The organism is Clostridium sp., assembly GCF_016650035.1.
In the GTDB taxonomy this organism is placed as follows: Bacteria; Bacillota; Clostridia; order Clostridiales; family Clostridiaceae; genus Clostridium_AD.
Window position 1 is genome coordinate 1 of record NZ_JAENWM010000052.1, and the last position, 16,541, is coordinate 16,541.

Annotated in this window: 14 protein-coding genes, 2 tRNA genes and 1 other RNA gene; 2 read left to right on the forward strand and 15 right to left on the reverse strand. The window is 31.9% G+C overall.

Translation table 11 applies throughout. The features are described 5' to 3' along the window. Window positions 1-725: 725 nt before the first annotated feature. From JJD95_RS12620 to JJD95_RS12680, 14 genes are all read right to left on the reverse strand, one after another. On the reverse strand, window positions 726-989 hold the full coding sequence (locus JJD95_RS12620) for a pro-sigmaK processing inhibitor BofA family protein (protein WP_291643384.1): 264 nt from the start codon (window positions 987-989) through the stop codon (window positions 726-728). A gap of 91 nt (window positions 990-1,080) precedes the next feature. Continuing rightward, complete coding sequence (locus tag JJD95_RS20085; protein ID WP_367114818.1) at window positions 1,081-1,416, reverse strand: DUF2508 family protein; 336 nt, start codon at window positions 1,414-1,416, stop codon at window positions 1,081-1,083. A 3-nt stretch (window positions 1,417-1,419) separates the two neighbouring features. After that, window positions 1,420-2,016 carry a recombination mediator RecR gene (gene recR / locus JJD95_RS12625; RefSeq protein ID WP_291643385.1) on the reverse strand — a complete coding sequence of 199 codons (597 nt, stop codon included), beginning with the start codon at window positions 2,014-2,016 and terminating at the stop codon, window positions 1,420-1,422. A gap of 42 nt (window positions 2,017-2,058) precedes the next feature. After that, the gene (locus tag JJD95_RS12630) at window positions 2,059-2,397 is read right to left on the reverse strand and encodes a YbaB/EbfC family nucleoid-associated protein (protein WP_291643386.1); all 339 of its coding nucleotides are present in this window, start codon (window positions 2,395-2,397) and stop codon (window positions 2,059-2,061) included. A gap of 150 nt (window positions 2,398-2,547) precedes the next feature. After that, window positions 2,548-4,167, reverse strand: coding sequence for a DNA polymerase III subunit gamma/tau (dnaX, locus tag JJD95_RS12635; protein ID WP_291643387.1), 1,620 nt, complete (start codon window positions 4,165-4,167; stop codon window positions 2,548-2,550). 143 nt (window positions 4,168-4,310) lie between these two features. Further along, an RNA gene (gene ffs, locus JJD95_RS12640) (signal recognition particle sRNA large type) lies at window positions 4,311-4,576 on the reverse strand. A gap of 10 nt (window positions 4,577-4,586) precedes the next feature. Then, window positions 4,587-4,676, reverse strand: a tRNA-Ser gene (locus tag JJD95_RS12645). 200 nt (window positions 4,677-4,876) lie between these two features. Next, window positions 4,877-5,644 carry a prolipoprotein diacylglyceryl transferase gene (gene lgt, locus JJD95_RS12650; protein WP_291643388.1) on the reverse strand — a complete coding sequence of 256 codons (768 nt, stop codon included), beginning with the start codon at window positions 5,642-5,644 and terminating at the stop codon, window positions 4,877-4,879. A 120-nt stretch (window positions 5,645-5,764) separates the two neighbouring features. Beyond that, the gene (locus JJD95_RS12655; protein ID WP_291643389.1) at window positions 5,765-7,501 is read right to left on the reverse strand and encodes an NADH-dependent [FeFe] hydrogenase, group A6; all 1,737 of its coding nucleotides are present in this window, start codon (window positions 7,499-7,501) and stop codon (window positions 5,765-5,767) included. Between the two features lie 19 nt (window positions 7,502-7,520). Continuing rightward, on the reverse strand, window positions 7,521-9,314 hold the full coding sequence (locus JJD95_RS12660) for an NADH-quinone oxidoreductase subunit NuoF (RefSeq protein ID WP_291643390.1): 1,794 nt from the start codon (window positions 9,312-9,314) through the stop codon (window positions 7,521-7,523). Window positions 9,315-9,355: 41 nt separating this feature from the next. Then, on the reverse strand, window positions 9,356-9,757 hold the full coding sequence (locus JJD95_RS12665) for a (2Fe-2S) ferredoxin domain-containing protein (RefSeq protein WP_291643391.1): 402 nt from the start codon (window positions 9,755-9,757) through the stop codon (window positions 9,356-9,358). A 38-nt stretch (window positions 9,758-9,795) separates the two neighbouring features. Then, window positions 9,796-10,290 carry an NADH-quinone oxidoreductase subunit NuoE gene (gene nuoE, locus JJD95_RS12670; RefSeq protein WP_291643392.1) on the reverse strand — a complete coding sequence of 165 codons (495 nt, stop codon included), beginning with the start codon at window positions 10,288-10,290 and terminating at the stop codon, window positions 9,796-9,798. Window positions 10,291-10,696: 406 nt separating this feature from the next. Further along, window positions 10,697-11,137 carry a nucleoside deaminase gene (locus tag JJD95_RS12675; RefSeq protein WP_291643393.1) on the reverse strand — a complete coding sequence of 147 codons (441 nt, stop codon included), beginning with the start codon at window positions 11,135-11,137 and terminating at the stop codon, window positions 10,697-10,699. Between the two features lie 112 nt (window positions 11,138-11,249). Next, a tRNA-Arg gene (locus tag JJD95_RS12680) sits at window positions 11,250-11,326 on the reverse strand. Window positions 11,327-11,649: 323 nt separating this feature from the next. On the opposite strand from JJD95_RS12680, the gene JJD95_RS12685 reads away from it, so the two are divergent. Both JJD95_RS12685 and JJD95_RS12690 read left to right on the forward strand, forming a co-directional pair. Next, window positions 11,650-13,251, forward strand: a complete 1,602-nt coding sequence (locus JJD95_RS12685) for an AarF/ABC1/UbiB kinase family protein (protein WP_291643394.1) — start codon at window positions 11,650-11,652, stop codon at window positions 13,249-13,251. Between the two features lie 26 nt (window positions 13,252-13,277). Beyond that, window positions 13,278-14,162, forward strand: coding sequence for a phosphatidylserine decarboxylase (locus tag JJD95_RS12690; RefSeq protein WP_291643395.1), 885 nt, complete (start codon window positions 13,278-13,280; stop codon window positions 14,160-14,162). Between the two features lie 20 nt (window positions 14,163-14,182). Here JJD95_RS12690 and JJD95_RS12695 read toward each other — a convergent pair whose 3' ends face one another. After that, window positions 14,183-16,360, reverse strand: coding sequence for a methyl-accepting chemotaxis protein (locus tag JJD95_RS12695; protein WP_291643396.1), 2,178 nt, complete (start codon window positions 16,358-16,360; stop codon window positions 14,183-14,185). Window positions 16,361-16,541: the final 181 nt, after the last annotated feature.

Genomic DNA, 16,541 nt, shown 5'->3' on the forward strand with positions numbered 1-16,541 from the left:
CGCCGCCAGCGTTCGTCCTGAGCCAGGATCAAACTCTCAATTTAAAAGTTTACACTTTTAGTTTGAAATGAATAATCTGAGACAACTGTTAAGTTGTTACTCAAGCTCATTACATACTATTTAGTCTTACGACTAAAATTTTACTTCTTTTTACTAAAGTAATTAACTGGTTTAGCAAAATATAATTTTGCTATCTTTACCTATTTCTCTGTTTAATTTTCAAAGACCAATTTCATTTGTCATCATAAGACGACTTCTACAATTTTATCAGTTTAGTGTGGTTTTGTCAACTAATTTTCTAATGTTTTTCAAGAAAATCTTACGAAGCTTTCCAACTAAATTTAAATGTATCGTTTCTTATAAGAAGCGACATGCAATATCTTATCATATATAATTCCTGGCATAATATCATTTAGCGCAATTAAAATAAAACAGGTTGTGTATTCTTGGATTTTTAAACTTTATCTCTATATACCTTGTATTGATACACCAGGATAGTTATTTCTCATATTGTAAGTATCATACAATAACTCTATCTTTCTATATTGTAATGATATGTACATTTACTATATATAGTAAGTATTCTCCACAACCATCTACAAATATACTAATACTAGAACTTTTATTTAGCAAAAAAAAATAGAGTAATATATCTCTAACTACTTAAATCATATTACTCTAATCTAATTTTATTTTTGATATAAACAACTGCTACTATAATAATATTACACTATTAAATTATAAATCATTAAAAATATTACTCCAGGCACTCCTAGAAATCCAGCAATAAGTGCCGTTATAGCATTAATTTCAATGAATATTTCCTTAAACCCCGCATACTGACTTATAAAATTAACAAGCAACAAAAGTAAGACACCAAAAACACCGTTCATTATTAGCTTCCCTAGCATTTTTAGCGGCCACGAAAATAGCTTGACCACAATTACCATTGCTACTATAGCGATTAAAAAATATAACGCAAACTCCATATCTAAGTCCCCCTAATTTTAAGTTTTTAATATATTATGTATATGTTTTGTTACTAATATATATCAGTGTATCAGCAATAAAATAAAAAAATCATTCGTTAATAGCACCAATTTCTTCGATCATGTAACTAGCATCAATGGTTACACATTTTCTTTTAGCTTCTAATAGAAAATATATATATTTAGCTTTTGACTGATCTTCTCTATAAATTGCATAGTCTATCAGTTTAGGATCATCTGCAACCTCAAAATATTTTTTCGAGTTTTCCCATTCAAGCTTAGCTGCTTCTAACCCAATAATAATATCCTTCTGATCGTCGGTATATTTTGAAGTTGCAAATAATATTTCAATTATTTTTTTCCTATTAATAATAAAAACCTCCCATTTTATGTCCTTTCTAAATTCTTGACATAAAACAGGAGTAATATTCTATATTTCTTTTCTTCCTTCTAAAGCTTTAGAGAGAGTTACTTCATCTATGTACTCTAAATCTCCACCAACTGGAATACCATGTGCAATCCTTGTAACTTTTGCCCCCAGTGGTTTTAATATTTTTGATATATACATAGCTGTAGCTTCGCCCTCTATGTTTGGATTAGTTGCTACTATTACTTCACGCACTTCTCCATTAATCCTTCTTATAAGTTCCCTTAACTTTATATCTTCAGGACCTCTGCCTGCCATAGGAGATATTGTCCCATGGAGAACATGGTAAACCCCATTAAATTCCCTTACTTTTTCCATAGTCATAATATCTTTTGGATTTTCAACAACGCATATGATACTCTTATCCCTATTTGGATTAGAGCAAATTGCGCAGGGGTCTGCATCTGCAAAACTTCCACATATAGAGCAAAATTTTAGAGTTCCTCTTGCTTTAACCAGTGCACCAGCAAATTCCTCTACTTCTTCCTTAGGAAGGTTTAGAACAAATAATGCAAGCCTCTGAGCGGTTTTTTTTCCTATACCAGGAAGTTTAGCAAATTCTTCTATAAGTTTTTCTATTGCTACTGGATAGAACTCCAATTTGGTCACCTCTTAACTGTATATCTGTTAAACTACTGTTTACTAGAACATTCCTGGCATATTTAATCCACCTGTTAGTTTACCCATTTCACTACTTGTTTCATCTTCCGCCTTCTTTAACGCCTCATTGCAAGCGCTCATAATTAAATCCTGGAGCATTTCAACATCGTCTGGATCTACTACTTCTGGTTTTATCTTTACGTCAACAAGTTGCCTCTTTCCATTAGCTATAGCAGTTACTGCTCCACCACCAACAGATGCCACGTATTCCTTGGTCTCTAAACCCTTTTGCATATCTTCCATTTGCTTTTGAAACTTTTGAGCTTGCTTCATCAAACCACCCATATTTCCACCCATACCTGGTAATCCGCCTTTTGCCATAATTGTTACCTCCTATTTATTAGTTATTAAAGTTAATATCATTATATTTGTGGTTAATAGATTCTAGAATCTATTAATCCTTTTCTATATTATTATATACTAATAAGTATAATTATTTCCATAAATATTTATTTTTATAATTATTCTTATTTATTCATCTAATATCTCAACAAGCTCTTCTCCAAATGTTTCTCTTAAAATATCCTCAGGTGATTTAACCTGTTTTTTTTCATCAGATTCTACAGTATATTTTATTTTTACTTCTTCTTTTAATACTTCGGAGAATATTTCTTCAATTAAATTCCTATTTTGTTCTTTTTCAAGTCTAATTTTATTAAAGGCAAATTGCTTTTCGTAAGCTAGCTCTATTACACCTCCATCACATGCCACAATTTCTCCTGTCATTAAGGAAGCATATATGACCATATGTCTTCGTGCTTTGAACATATCTAAAACATCCTTAAATGATTTTTTCACTATATCTACGGTTAAATTAGAATTATCATTATGCTTTTTAACAGGTCTTATTTCTGTTTTTTTATTAGACTTATTTTCTTTTTTACCATTATTAACTTCAGAAATTCTTGGTGTTACGCTTTCAGAGACTACAGTTATCTTTCCCTGTTTTATTATTTCTTCTATTTTATTTATTCTAGCTAGTAGCACTTCTTTTGACGTGTCATATTCTATTTTACACATCTTAATAACTGCAAGTTCTAAATAAATTCTATTTTGTTTGCTCCATTTAGCTTGTTCCTCTGCATCTTGAAGTATCTTTATGTTCCTCATAATTTCTTCTACTCTGATTTTAGACGCTTGCTCTTTTAAAATATCTATGTTTTCACTAGACATATCTAAAATATCTTCTACATTGTCACTTACTTTAACCATCATAAGGTTTCTCATATGAATAGTCATGTCTTTTATAAATACATATATATCCTTACCACTATATACTATTTCATTTACAGCCTTTATTGCCCCTTCAATGTCTCTATTTATTACATTGTCTGAGATCATTATAAGACTCTCAGACGTCACAAGTCCTAACATATCTATAACATCATCATACTCTACCGTGCCTTCATTCATTGATATGGCTTGGTCTAGAATACTTAGAGCATCTCTCATAGCTCCATCAGAAATTCTTGATATTAATTTCAAACTATCATCGCCAACAAAAGTACCTTGCTCAGTAACAATTCTTCTAAGTCTTTCAAATATATCTGAACTTTTTATTCTTTTAAAGTCAAATCTTTGACATCTAGATAGTATTGTTATTGGAAGTTTTTGAGGATCAGTGGTGGCCAATATAAATATTATGTTACTTGGTGGTTCCTCAAGTGTTTTTAAGAACGCATTAACCGCTCCTATGGATAACATATGAACCTCATCTATAATATAAACCTTATACCTAGCTTCCTGTGGTGGATACTGGACATCTTCAATTATATCCCTAATATTATCTACCCCATTATGTGATGCCGCATCTATCTCAGTAACATCTATTGCTGTTCCTGAATTTATCTTTTTACACATTTCACATTGGTTGCAAGGCTCTCCATGGTCTGAATTTAAACAATTTACTGCTTTAGCTAATATTTTAGCAGTTGAGGTTTTTCCTGTTCCTCTGGTACCACATAAAAGATATGCATGAGCTATTCTGTCGCCTTTAATTTGATTTTTTAATGTTATTGTCACATGATCCTGACCTACTACATCTTCAAAAGTTTTTGGTCTCCATTCTCTATATAAAGCCTTATACGCCAAAAGTTTCACCTCTTTTAAATAATTATATCATTTAAATCCAAAAATTAGTTGATATTTATAAAGGTTATATATTTACTTGAAAAATTGATGGTTTAGTATAAAAAAAAAGATGCCTATTAGGCATCTTATAATTCTTTTGTAGACCGTACACCTCGCTTCGATTAATAAACTATGTGCGTTACCTATACAGTTAACTCAAACCAGGTTGGTCCACGGCACACGGAAAATTTCACTTACCGCTGCTTCCTTCCGGATCTGACGGGGTTCATGAATTTCCATTGCGTGGGGCCCAGTTATCAACGCCACTTATATAGGTCAGACCACACAGCTTATAACCTAGGCGAGGAATTCACCCCTGCTGTAGCGGATTGCAGATTACAGGGCACCGCTAACTCCCCAGCTAGTACGGAAATATAAACTGGCGGAAAGAGAGGGATTCGAACCCTCGGTAGAGTTTCCCCTACACACGCTTTCCAGGCGTGCTCCTTAAGCCACTCGGACATCTCTCCATAAATCATTCTAATGTTTGTGTACACCCAAGTAGTGCAACAAAAACAATTATACTATTAATAAGTAGTAATTTCAACAGTTATTTTTTAAATGTTTTTGAAAGCTTTTCTAAAAATTTAATATATATACTATTGTGGAATATACTTAACTCAAGCATGATTTATAATTATTTTTATAAGTTGTAACAATAAATAACAAATTAGTAACGAGAATCTCTTTTCTTATAATTTATCACAATAAATATAATCCATAGTGCTATTCCTGCTAAACTTATTAGTTGTGCTACTCTTAAACCTGCAAACATTAAACTGTCAGTTCTAAGTCCCTCTATAAAAAACCTTCCTATAGAATACAACCCTATATAGGTAAAAAACACAGTACCTCTCTTAAATGTTTTTGTTAATAAATAAATCAGTATTAGACATACTATAACATTCCATATTGATTCATAAAGAAAAGTTGGATGATAATACACTCCATCTATTAACATTCCCCTTTGTATAAAATCCGGGAATTTACTTATAAACCCTTGCGAAACTGGTCCACCATGGGCCTCACTATTAAAGAAATTTCCCCATCTTCCTATAGCCTGACCTATAATTATAGATGGTGCTGCCACATCGGCAAATTTTAAGAGACTCTCTTTTTTATACCTTGTATAAAGTAATGCTGCTATCATACCAAATATAACTCCACCATGTATAGCAAGACCACCTTGACGTATATTGAATACTTGTATTAAATTATCTTTATATTGATTAAATTCAAATGCTACATAATATGCTCTTGCCCCAATAATAGCTACTGGAAAAGATATTAGTGTAATATTTAAAAGTTCATCATAATTAACACTTTTTAACCTAGAAGTAAAATCAGCCAATAAAATCCCAACCATCATTCCTGTTGCAATGAAAATACCATACCATGCAACGGGTAATCCAAATATATTAAAAGCTATTGGTTCCATAAGTAACATCTCCATTTTTTTATAAAACTACAAATAAAAGAATCAAGTTTAAAAAACTTGATTCTTTTATTTGTGTTATGACAATTGTGGCTTATTATGATAAAAAAGTAAAGATAAATATTAAAATTTATTTCTTTTTTCATAGGTGGTATGCAATAACTTATGGCTTAAATGACCATTAGGTTCCCCTAAAAACTCCTCATATATTTTTGTTATATGTGGGTTTTTATGTGATTTTCTAATAGGTAGAGATTTATCTTCATCATATATAGCTTTTGCTCTTTGCCCTGAAATATTAATTTCTTCTCTTATTTGTGAATTAACTATTGGTTGACCTCCACCATTTACACATCCACCAGGACATGCCATAGCTTCAATAAAGTCATAATGTTTTTCACCGCTTCTAACTAACCCTAATAATTTTCTAGCATTACCAAGTCCATGAGCCACAGCTGCAGTTATATTTCTTCCATCAGGTAATTCTATAGTTGCTTCTTTAATACCCGTAAGTCCTCTAACAGCTGAAAATTCTATTTGCTCTAGTTCTTTTCCAGCTAAGAGTTCAAAGACTGTTCTTAACGCAGCTTCTGTAACTCCTCCAGTTGCTCCAAAGATTACTGAAGCTCCAGTAGATTGTCCAAAAGGATCATCAAACTCTTCATCCTTTAGTTTAACAAAATCTATGTTTGCCTCTTTTATCATTTGAGCGAGTTCCCTAGTAGATAAAACATAATCTACGTCCTGCATGCCATTATTAGACAGTTCTTCTCGTGCGCCCTCAAACTTTTTAGCAACACAAGGCATAATTGAAACAACTACAATATCCTTAGCTTCAACACCAAATTTTTCTGCAAAATAACTTTTAATTAAGGCACCTTCCATTTCACTTGGTGATTTGCAAGTTGATAAATTAGGAATTAAATCAGGAAAATTGTGTTCAACGAATTTTACCCATCCAGAACAGCAGGATGTCATTAGTGGAAGATTTTGCCCATTACCTAGTCTAGTTAATAGCTCAGTTCCCTCTTCCATAATAGTAAGATCTGCCCCAAAGTCAGTATCAAAGACTTTATCAAAACCCATTCTCCTTAAAGCTGAGGTCATTTTGCCTGTAACACGACTACCAATTGGCATACCAAATTCTTCACCTAATGCTACTCTTACTGCTGGTGCAGTTTGAACTACCACATACTTATTTGGATTCTCTAACGCCTTCCAAACCGGTTTTATACTTTCCTTTTCATGTAAGGCACCTACTGGGCATGCTAAAATACATTGACCGCAATTTATGCATAACGATTCGCCTAAGGGCCTATCATAACTAGTGCTAACCTTAGTATCAAATCCTCTGCTGGAGAAATTTATTGCATGAACAGTTTGAACGTTTCCGCAGGTAGCAATACATCTCCCACAAAGGATGCACTTTTCAGAATCCCTTACTACTGAGCATGAAGAATCATCCAAAATTCCACTGCTTTTTTCTCCACTATATCTTACGTCCCTTATATTTAATTCCTTTGCTACTGTTTGTAAATCGCAATTCTCACTTCTTATACAAGTTGTACATTCTCTTTTATGATTTGATAATATTAACTCAACTACCATTTTTCTTGATTCTCTCACTTCAGTGGTGTTAGTTTTTATCTCCATGCCATTTTCAGCTGGAAGTGTACAAGCTGCCAGTAATTTATTTCCTACTTGTACCACACACATTCTACAATCAGCTACCTCATTTACTTCTTTTAAAAAACATAATGTAGGTATTTTAGCACCAGAAAGCTTTGATGCCTCGAGTACTGTAGTTCCTTTGGGAACTTCTACTTTTATTCCATCTATAATTAAGTTTACCATTTCCATTTTTTTTCACCTCCTAATATTATATTTTAACAATAGCTTTAAATCTACATATGCTTACACACATACCACACTTAACACACACATTTGGGTCAATTACATGAAGTTCTTGTAACTTGCCACTAATAGCACCTACATTACAATTACGAGTACATAATCCACAGCCTTTGCACTTGTCCTCTAAAATCACATATTGCACCAGAGCCCTACAAACTTTAGCTGGACATTTTTTATCTTGCACATGAGCAATGTATTCATCTCTAAAATGATTTATAGTTGAAAGAATCGGATTAGGCGCAGTTTGCCCAAGCCCACATAATGCAACCTTTTTTATTCCTAGGGCTAGTTGTTCAAGTTTATCTATATCCTCCATATCCGCATTTCCCTCTGTGATATTTTCAAGCATTTCAAGTAATCTTTTAGTTCCAATTCTACAAGGAGTACATTTACCACAAGACTCGTCCTTTGTGAAATCAAGGAAAAATCTAGCTACATCCACCATACAATTATCTTCATCTAAAACTATCATGCCACCAGATCCCATCATGGAACCAAGAGCAATTAAGCTATCATATCCAATTGGAGTATCAAGCTCACTTTCTGGGATACATCCACCTGAAGGCCCCCCCGTTTGAACCGCTTTGAAATTCTTTGCATTTGGTATTCCGCCACCTATTTCAAAGATTGTTTCCCGAAGTGTAGTTCCCATAGGAATTTCTATAAGACCAGTATTTGTAATTTTCCCTCCTAATGCAAATACCTTTGTACCCTTACTTTTCTCTGTGCCTATGCTGCTAAAACACTCAGCTCCCTTTAATATAATAGGAACTATATTAGCAAATGTTTCAACATTATTTATAATTGTAGGCTTGCCCCAAAGTCCACTAACAGCTGGAAATGGCGGTTTAGGCATAGGCATGCCTCTTTTACCTTCAATTGACTGCATAAGAGCAGTTTCTTCTCCACATACAAAAGCACCAGCTCCAAGTCTTATTTCTATATCAAAATTAAAACCTAGCCCTAAAATATTTTCTCCTAGTAGTCCGTATTCCCTAGCTTGATTAATAGCTATTTCTAGTCTTTCAACCGCTAGTGGATATTCCGCTCTAACGTATATAAACCCTTTACTTGATCCTATAGCGTACCCACCTATAGTCATAGCTTCTAGTACTGAATGAGGATCTCCTTCAAGAACAGATCTATCCATAAAAGCACCCGGATCACCTTCATCTGCATTACAAATTATATATTTTTCATCTCTTTCCTGCTTAGCTGCAAATTGCCATTTCAGCCCTGTAGGAAAACCTCCACCACCGCGTCCTCTGAGTCCCGAATTCTTAACATTTTCAATAACCTCTAGTGGAGACATAGATGTAAGTACCTTTTCTAAAGCCTTGTACCCATCAAGGGCTATATATTCATCAATATTTTCCGGATCTATAATTCCACAGTTTCGAAGCGCTATTCTTAATTGTTTTTTGAAGAAATCTAATTTACTTAAATTTCTTACATTTCCTTCTCCCTCGAGAACTTTATAATGAAGCCTATCTAGTACTCTATTTTGAATGAAATGTGATTCTACAAGCTCTTCTATATCAGCGGTTTTTACGTTGGTATATAAAACTCCTTCTGGATAAACTACTACAACAGGACCCAATTCACAAAGCCCTAAACAACCTACTTTTAATACATCAATTTCATGATTTAATTTATGTTTTCTTACTTCTGACTTTAAACTTCTAAAAAGATCTGCTGCTTCTGGAGAAACACATCCTTTTCCCCCACAAACAAGTACCTGAGAGTGGTAAACCTCCATTAAAATTCCCCCTTCTATTCCATTTAGATAGACAATAATGCTTAATCGCTATCTAGAACATAATCATTAAGAATCTTTCCCCTAATTACATGCATTGTATATTCATTTCTAACTGTTCCAACTAATACATGACTAGCTACAACTCTTCTAGCTTTATAAGGAGACATCTTAACATAAGTTACTTTCTCTTCTCCTGGTCTTATAATTTCTACAATAGGTTCTAATCTACACACGCCTATGCAACCCGTTTTAGCTATTACTACATTAGTTAATCCAAGTTTATTAGCTTCATCCACTATTGCGTCGTAAACTTCATCTGCTCCTGCCGCTATTCCGCAAGTAGCCATACCAACAACAATTCTTGTGCTTTTTCTATCTGTTCCTTGATTAACTCTATTAAAAGTATTTTTTCTTATCTCTTCAAGGTCTTGTACCGTCTTCATTAACATCCCTCCATAAATAAGTTTACTAATTTACTTTTTTACCTATATTCTTCAATTATCCTTATTACATCAGCAGGAATTAATCTTCCATATACTTTATCATCTACCATAAGAACTGGTGCGAGTCCACATGCCCCAAGACATCTTGCAGCTTCTAAAGTAAATTTTCCATCACTTGTTGTCTTTCCGACCTCTACTTCTAAAATGCTTGAAAATCTTTCTAAAATATCTTGTGCTCCTTTTACATAACAGGCTGTCCCAAGACATACCTTAATTATATGTTCTCCCTTAGGTTCTAAAGTAAATTGCGAATAAAAGGTTGCTACTCCATAAATTTCAGACATAGGTATCTCAAGCTCTTCCGATACTACTTGCAACGCTTGTTCTGGCAAATATCCGAATAATTTTTGTACTTCATGAAGTGCCGGAATTAAAGCGCCTTTCATCTCTTTTAATTTTTTAGTGACGTCTTTTACTTTTTCATATCTAATGTCAATTTCTTCACATTCTGAACAGCATTTTTCCTGAGTCATTAAAATCATCTCCTTACATTAAATTCCAAACTATTCCTTGATTCATTGGATGGTTAAAATATTAACATAATATCAATCAATGATTTAATAATACTATATTTAATTCTTAATGTAAACGTTTTTTGTTAGAATATTAAAAATATTCCATCTTTTGAATAAGTTTAATATTTAGCATTGTTTTTTATTCATAAATTACTAAATTTTATTTATTATTTCAAACACGTATGATAATCTATGATCTATGATATATTTTATATAATAAAAAATAGAGAACTCTAGTAAACTAGAGTTCTCAGACAGTTGACAAACATAAAATGTTAAATACCCCGATTTTTAATAAGTGAATGTTGCCTATCGATGGTTTTCTAAATCTTGTTTTATAAACTTCATAATATTCTTCTCGTTATTACCTTCTGTTTTTAAAAAAATCAGTAAGTAAATTACCACATTCCGCGTTATATAACCAATTTATTTCTATCCATTGATTTAGCGCATCATTTTGAATCAAATTTATAACCGAACCACAAGCCCCTACACTTGGATCAAAAGCACCTATATATAATTTTCTTATTCTAGATTGTAATATTGCTCCTGCGCACATAGGACATGGTTCTAATGTTACATACATATCACATCCAGTTAATCTCCAACCACCTATTACTTCACAAGCTTTTCTTATAGCTAAAACTTCTGCATGAGCGGTAGCATCTTGCAGCGTCTCCCTTAGGTTGTGAGCTCTCGCAATTATTTTATTGTCTTTAACTATAACTGCACCTACAGGTACTTCCCTTAATAATAACGATCTTTTAGCTTCCTTTAATGCTTCGTCAATAAAATATTTTTCCATGTAGACCCCTTCGCTCTATAAGCTATTATTATTATATATCTTTAATCCTACAAATTAAATATATTTACATTTATAAATAAAAAAACTAGTAAAGTTTTACCTTACTAGTTTGTGGTGCACACGAGAGGAGTCGAACCTCCGGCCTTCCCCTTAGGAGGGGGACGCTCTATCCAACTGAGCTACGGGTGCAAATTCAATTCTACTTAAACATTTTATTACACTTTTATAGTTATGTCAACCTATAGCTATTTAAGACAATAACTCAATAAAATATTTATTGCATGATTATTATAAATCTTTATGCTAAAATATGTATAAGTCATATTTATTATGAGGTGATCGAATAAAAAAATTAATGTAACAGAGACAATTCTAAGGGATGCCAATCAATCTTTAATTTCTACAAGTAATTTATAAATAAGGTTATAATACCTTAACTATTGTATAATACTAACTAGAGTATTTTAAATTATATTTCATCACAGATGGTGATGATTTAAGTGAGGTAAAAAATGCAATTAAATTCTATCAATCGATTTAGAGAAATTATTAAAGTTCTTGGCTCTTATGGTTTTGGATATATTGTAGAAGCTAAATTCAAGAAACAAAATAAGCTGCCTGAAAATTTAAGGAAAGCCTTTGAAGATTTAGGACCAACCTTTATTAAAATCGGACAAATACTTAGTACAAGGCCTGATTTGTTATCCCCTGAATATATAGTAGAACTTTCAAAACTCCAAGATAGCGTCGCTCCAGAGAACATTGAAACCATAAATAAAATGTTTTTTGATGAGTTTTCTGTGTCAACAACCGAATGTTTTGAAAAGTTTTATGAAATCCCACTAGCCTCTGCCTCTATTTCTCAAGTACACAAAGCTATATTAAAAGATGGTAGAGAGGTTGTAGTAAAAATACAAAGACCAAATATTGCAGAAAAGATGAAACTAGATATTTCTATACTAGTTCGCATAATAAGACTTACAAAAGCAAGATTTTCCGATGCGCTTATTGACCCTGAAGAAGCATTACATGAAATACTACTTACCACCGAACTTGAACTTGATTTCAATAACGAAGTTAAAAATATAAATACCTTTAAAAATTTTAATAAAGATGTAGCATTTATATATGTACCTTATGTAGTCGATGAGTTCTGTAGTACTAAAGTCTTAACTATGGAACTGGTTAATGGATTTAAAGTAGATGATATGAAAAGACTACGCCATGATAAATATGATCTTGATGATTTGGGTAAGAAATTAGCATTATCTTACTTAAAACAAATGCTAGAAGATGGCTTTTTTCACGGCGATCCACATCCCGGAAATATATTTGTATACGAAGGTAAAATTTGTTTTATAGATTTTGGAATTATGGGAAGCCTTTCAACTTCTTTACGATCAACACTAAACAATATGATAACAGCTGTTGCTTTTAATGACATAAATAAAATGATTTCAGCTCTTTTATCTATAGGAATAAAAAAGGGATATGTAGATAGAAATAAACTCTATGAAGATTTAGACTATCTTCTTGTAAATTACCTTTCGGTTTCTTTAAATAATATTCAAATTTCAGTTTTGATTTCTGACATCTTTGATATAGCTAGACAAAACAATCTACGCTTACCTCGTGATTTGACGCTTCTAATAAGAGGTCTTGTGATTTTAGAGGGTGTAATAGCACGTGTTTCTCCTGATATAAAAATAATAGACATTGCTATTCCTTATGTAAAAGCTAATAATAAATTTTCACTATTAGCTCATTTGGATTTTAACACTCTGCTAATGCGTTCATATTCATTTATAAAAGACTCATCTAGGCTACCTTCAAAGATTATAGAATTATCTGATAGTCTAATAAGTGGAAGAGCTAAACTACAACTAGAACATAAAAATTTAAGAACCCCTATAAGCGAGTTAAATAAAGGGATTAATCGCTTAATCTTTGCCCTTATTATTTCTTCTATGATTATAGGTTCTTCTACAATTTTAAATTCAAATATAGGTCCTAAATTATATAATATATCGATTATTGGTATAACGGGTTTTCTAGCTGCAGCCTTTATGGGCTTTTGGTTAATGATTTCTATAATGAAATCAGGAAAATTATAAAATAAATTGTAAAACGAGGTATTTTAATGATTAAATATTACAACAGAAAAGAAAACAAATACGAGATTGAAAAGGTAGCCGGCGAAAAATATTTAAATTGGTCTTACTGCTCCCCTGTAGGAAAAGGACTAGTTGAATTGCTGCTCAAAAAAAACCTTTTCTCAAAATTATATGGTAAATATTGCGATACAAAAATAAGTTCTAGAAAAATTAAGTCTTTTATTGAAACTTTCAATATTGATATGTCTATGTATTCTAAGGCTCATGATCAGTATTCATCCTTCAACGATTTTTTTATAAGATCCTTAAATACAACCGCTAGAATAATTCCTAAAGATAAAAATATTTTAATATCCCCGTGTGACGGTAAAATTTCTGCATACGCTGATATTGACTTAAATAATATAGTTCAAATAAAGGGCTTTACTTATTCACTTAAAGAACTTCTTAAAGGTAATGAAATATACAATTTGTATAATGGAGGTACTTGCTTAATCTTTAGATTATGCCCTACTGATTATCATAGGTTTCACTTTATTGATGATGGAATATGTGGGGATACAACTAAAATTAAAGGTCATTACTATTCTGTAAATCCAATAGCCTTAAGAAGTGTTAAAAAGCTATTTTGCCAAAATAAAAGAGAATGGAGTATATTTCATTCAGATAATTTCGGTGATGTTATTTATATAGAGGTTGGTGCTACTTGTGTAGGCTCAATTATTCAGAGTTATAGTCCAACCACTAAAATTACAAAAGGCGATGAAAAAGGCTATTTCAAATTTGGTGGTTCCACAGTAATCTTATTTTTCAAAAAAGATGTAGTAAATATCCATGAAGATTTGCTATCCCAAACACAATTAGGTTTTGAAACTTCTGTATACATGAGCGAAAAAATAGGACTGAAATAACCTTTCAGTCCTATTTTTTATTATATTTTAAATTTTGATGTTATTTCTTTTAATTTTTCAGCACTAACCTTATTACCACTAGTAGTATTTTTTATTTCTTCCATCTTGGTTACTATGTTAATGCTTTTATCCGATATGCTAAATACGCCTTCTGCACCTTCACTAACAGTACCGGTTACTTGCTCTATTGCAATTGTGATTCCGTTTATTGATATATTTAAACGTTGTGCCGTTTCATCAAATTCCCTCATAAACTTATTGAAATTTTCCGCATCATCCATATATTCTTTTCCCGTACCCATAATTATTTCATAATTTAGTGAAACTTCTTTATCCATAAAACCTAACATTTTAGCAGAACTAGTAGCTAGGTTTTTTACTGAAGCATTTACATTTTTAACTACATTTTGGATATTAGCCGCCGTAGCTCCAGATTGCTCTGCAAGCTTTCTAACCTCATCTGCTACTACCGCAAAACCTCTCCCTGCTTCTCCTGCCCTAGCAGCTTCAATAGCAGCATTTAGTGCAAGTAAATTCGTTTGGCTAGTTATATGAAGTATTGAAGATGCAAGGCTATGTATTTCATCAACCGCTTTTGATCCCTCTATTGCAACTTCTAACTCATTTTTTATATCATTATAAACTTTATCAGTTTCACTCTTAGATCCTTCAGTACCAACAGTAATCCCCATTGCTTTTTTAACAATACTCTGAGCTATATTGGTACCCTCTGAAGCTTTATCAGCTATATTATTAACCATATTTTTCATCTCACCTGAAGATGCAGAAATTTCCTGTGCTGTAGCTGCTGTCTCTTCCATTCCAGCTGATAAACTTTCAGTTTCAGAAGAGCTTTCTTCTGCTTTTAGTTTTAATATATCCGTAAGATTTTCAACGATATTAGCATTATTATTTATATTTTCAGAGGCTTCAATTAAATCTTTTAGAACACCTTTTAATGTTTTTCTCATATTAACTATATCTCTAAATATAGTTCCAATCTCATCATTACTTTTGATTAAATTATCAGTACCCTCATCATCACTTAAATCCAATTTAGAAGTTTTGTCCACAAGTAAAGTTACTTTTATTAATGGATTTACTATAACATTTGATACGATTATACCAATAATTATAGAAAATAAACCTACAAGTCCAGCTATTATTAAAATCCTTTGTGTCATTGTATTCACTGGTTGTCTAATTTCATTCATATCTCCCGTAATAACCAATGTCCATTGTGTAATTGGAACAAACCCATAAGATGCTAACTTTTGAGCTCCCTGGTCATTATACTCGGTGGAATCTGCTACAGATTTTTCTCCATTTTTAATGTTTTTAACAATACCTTTTATAGATGCATTTTCAACTTCTTTTCCTATTTTATTTTTATCTTTATGATAAATTACTATACCTTCCTTATCAACTAAATATGCATAGCTTGATTTACTATTTGAAACCCTTATATCTTCCAAATAAGCTGAAAAACTACCTGCATATACATGTACCGCTATATACCCTTGTATTTTATTATTTTCATCCATTATAGGGTTTGTAAATACCACAACTGAATTTCCTGTTATATCAGATTTCAAAGTTTCACTTATATCTAGTCCACCATTTGCGCTAACAGAATGATAACTTTTGTTACCCACATTTTTTCCTATAGAAGGCTCATTACTGTCTGATATTATTCTCCCACTTAAATCAACCAAAGAAATTCCTTCAATTTCATTAGAAAGATATGCAGCAAAATCTTCATTATTTTCTTTTATTACCTTATTATATTGTTTAATCGAATCTTCATCAGATTTATCCTTTAATTCAATAACCTCCGCTATTCGTTTAGAATTGCTTATAGCCTGTAACTGCGCTTGTTTCTTTTCTATCATAACGGAAATAGTTTCTATTGCGCTTTTATTAACTGACATCATTTCAGATTTACTTTGATTAAATATTATACTTGATGCTTTTATATACGTAAAAATAGAAGTTGTAACCATGCTTACAATTATTAATACTCCAATAAGAATTGGTATCTTCCTTTTAATAGACAGACCTTTTTTATTGTTATTTCCGTTTTTGGTATTATCAGATATCGCTTTTACACGTTTACTTTTAATAACTTTTGTTGTTTTTGAATCTTTGTTGTCTTTATCTTTACTTTTTTTCCTGAAATTCCAAAATTTAAATACCATGATGCCCCCCTAATTGTGTGAGATTAACAATTTAAAATATATTATGAACTTTTTTACAATTAAAATATTTATGTATTTATATTAACATATAATTCATACTTTGTAATGAATTATATGCCATAATTCTAAATTTTCTTACAAAGTTCTTTTATACCCTACAATATAACAAGTAAATCCAGTC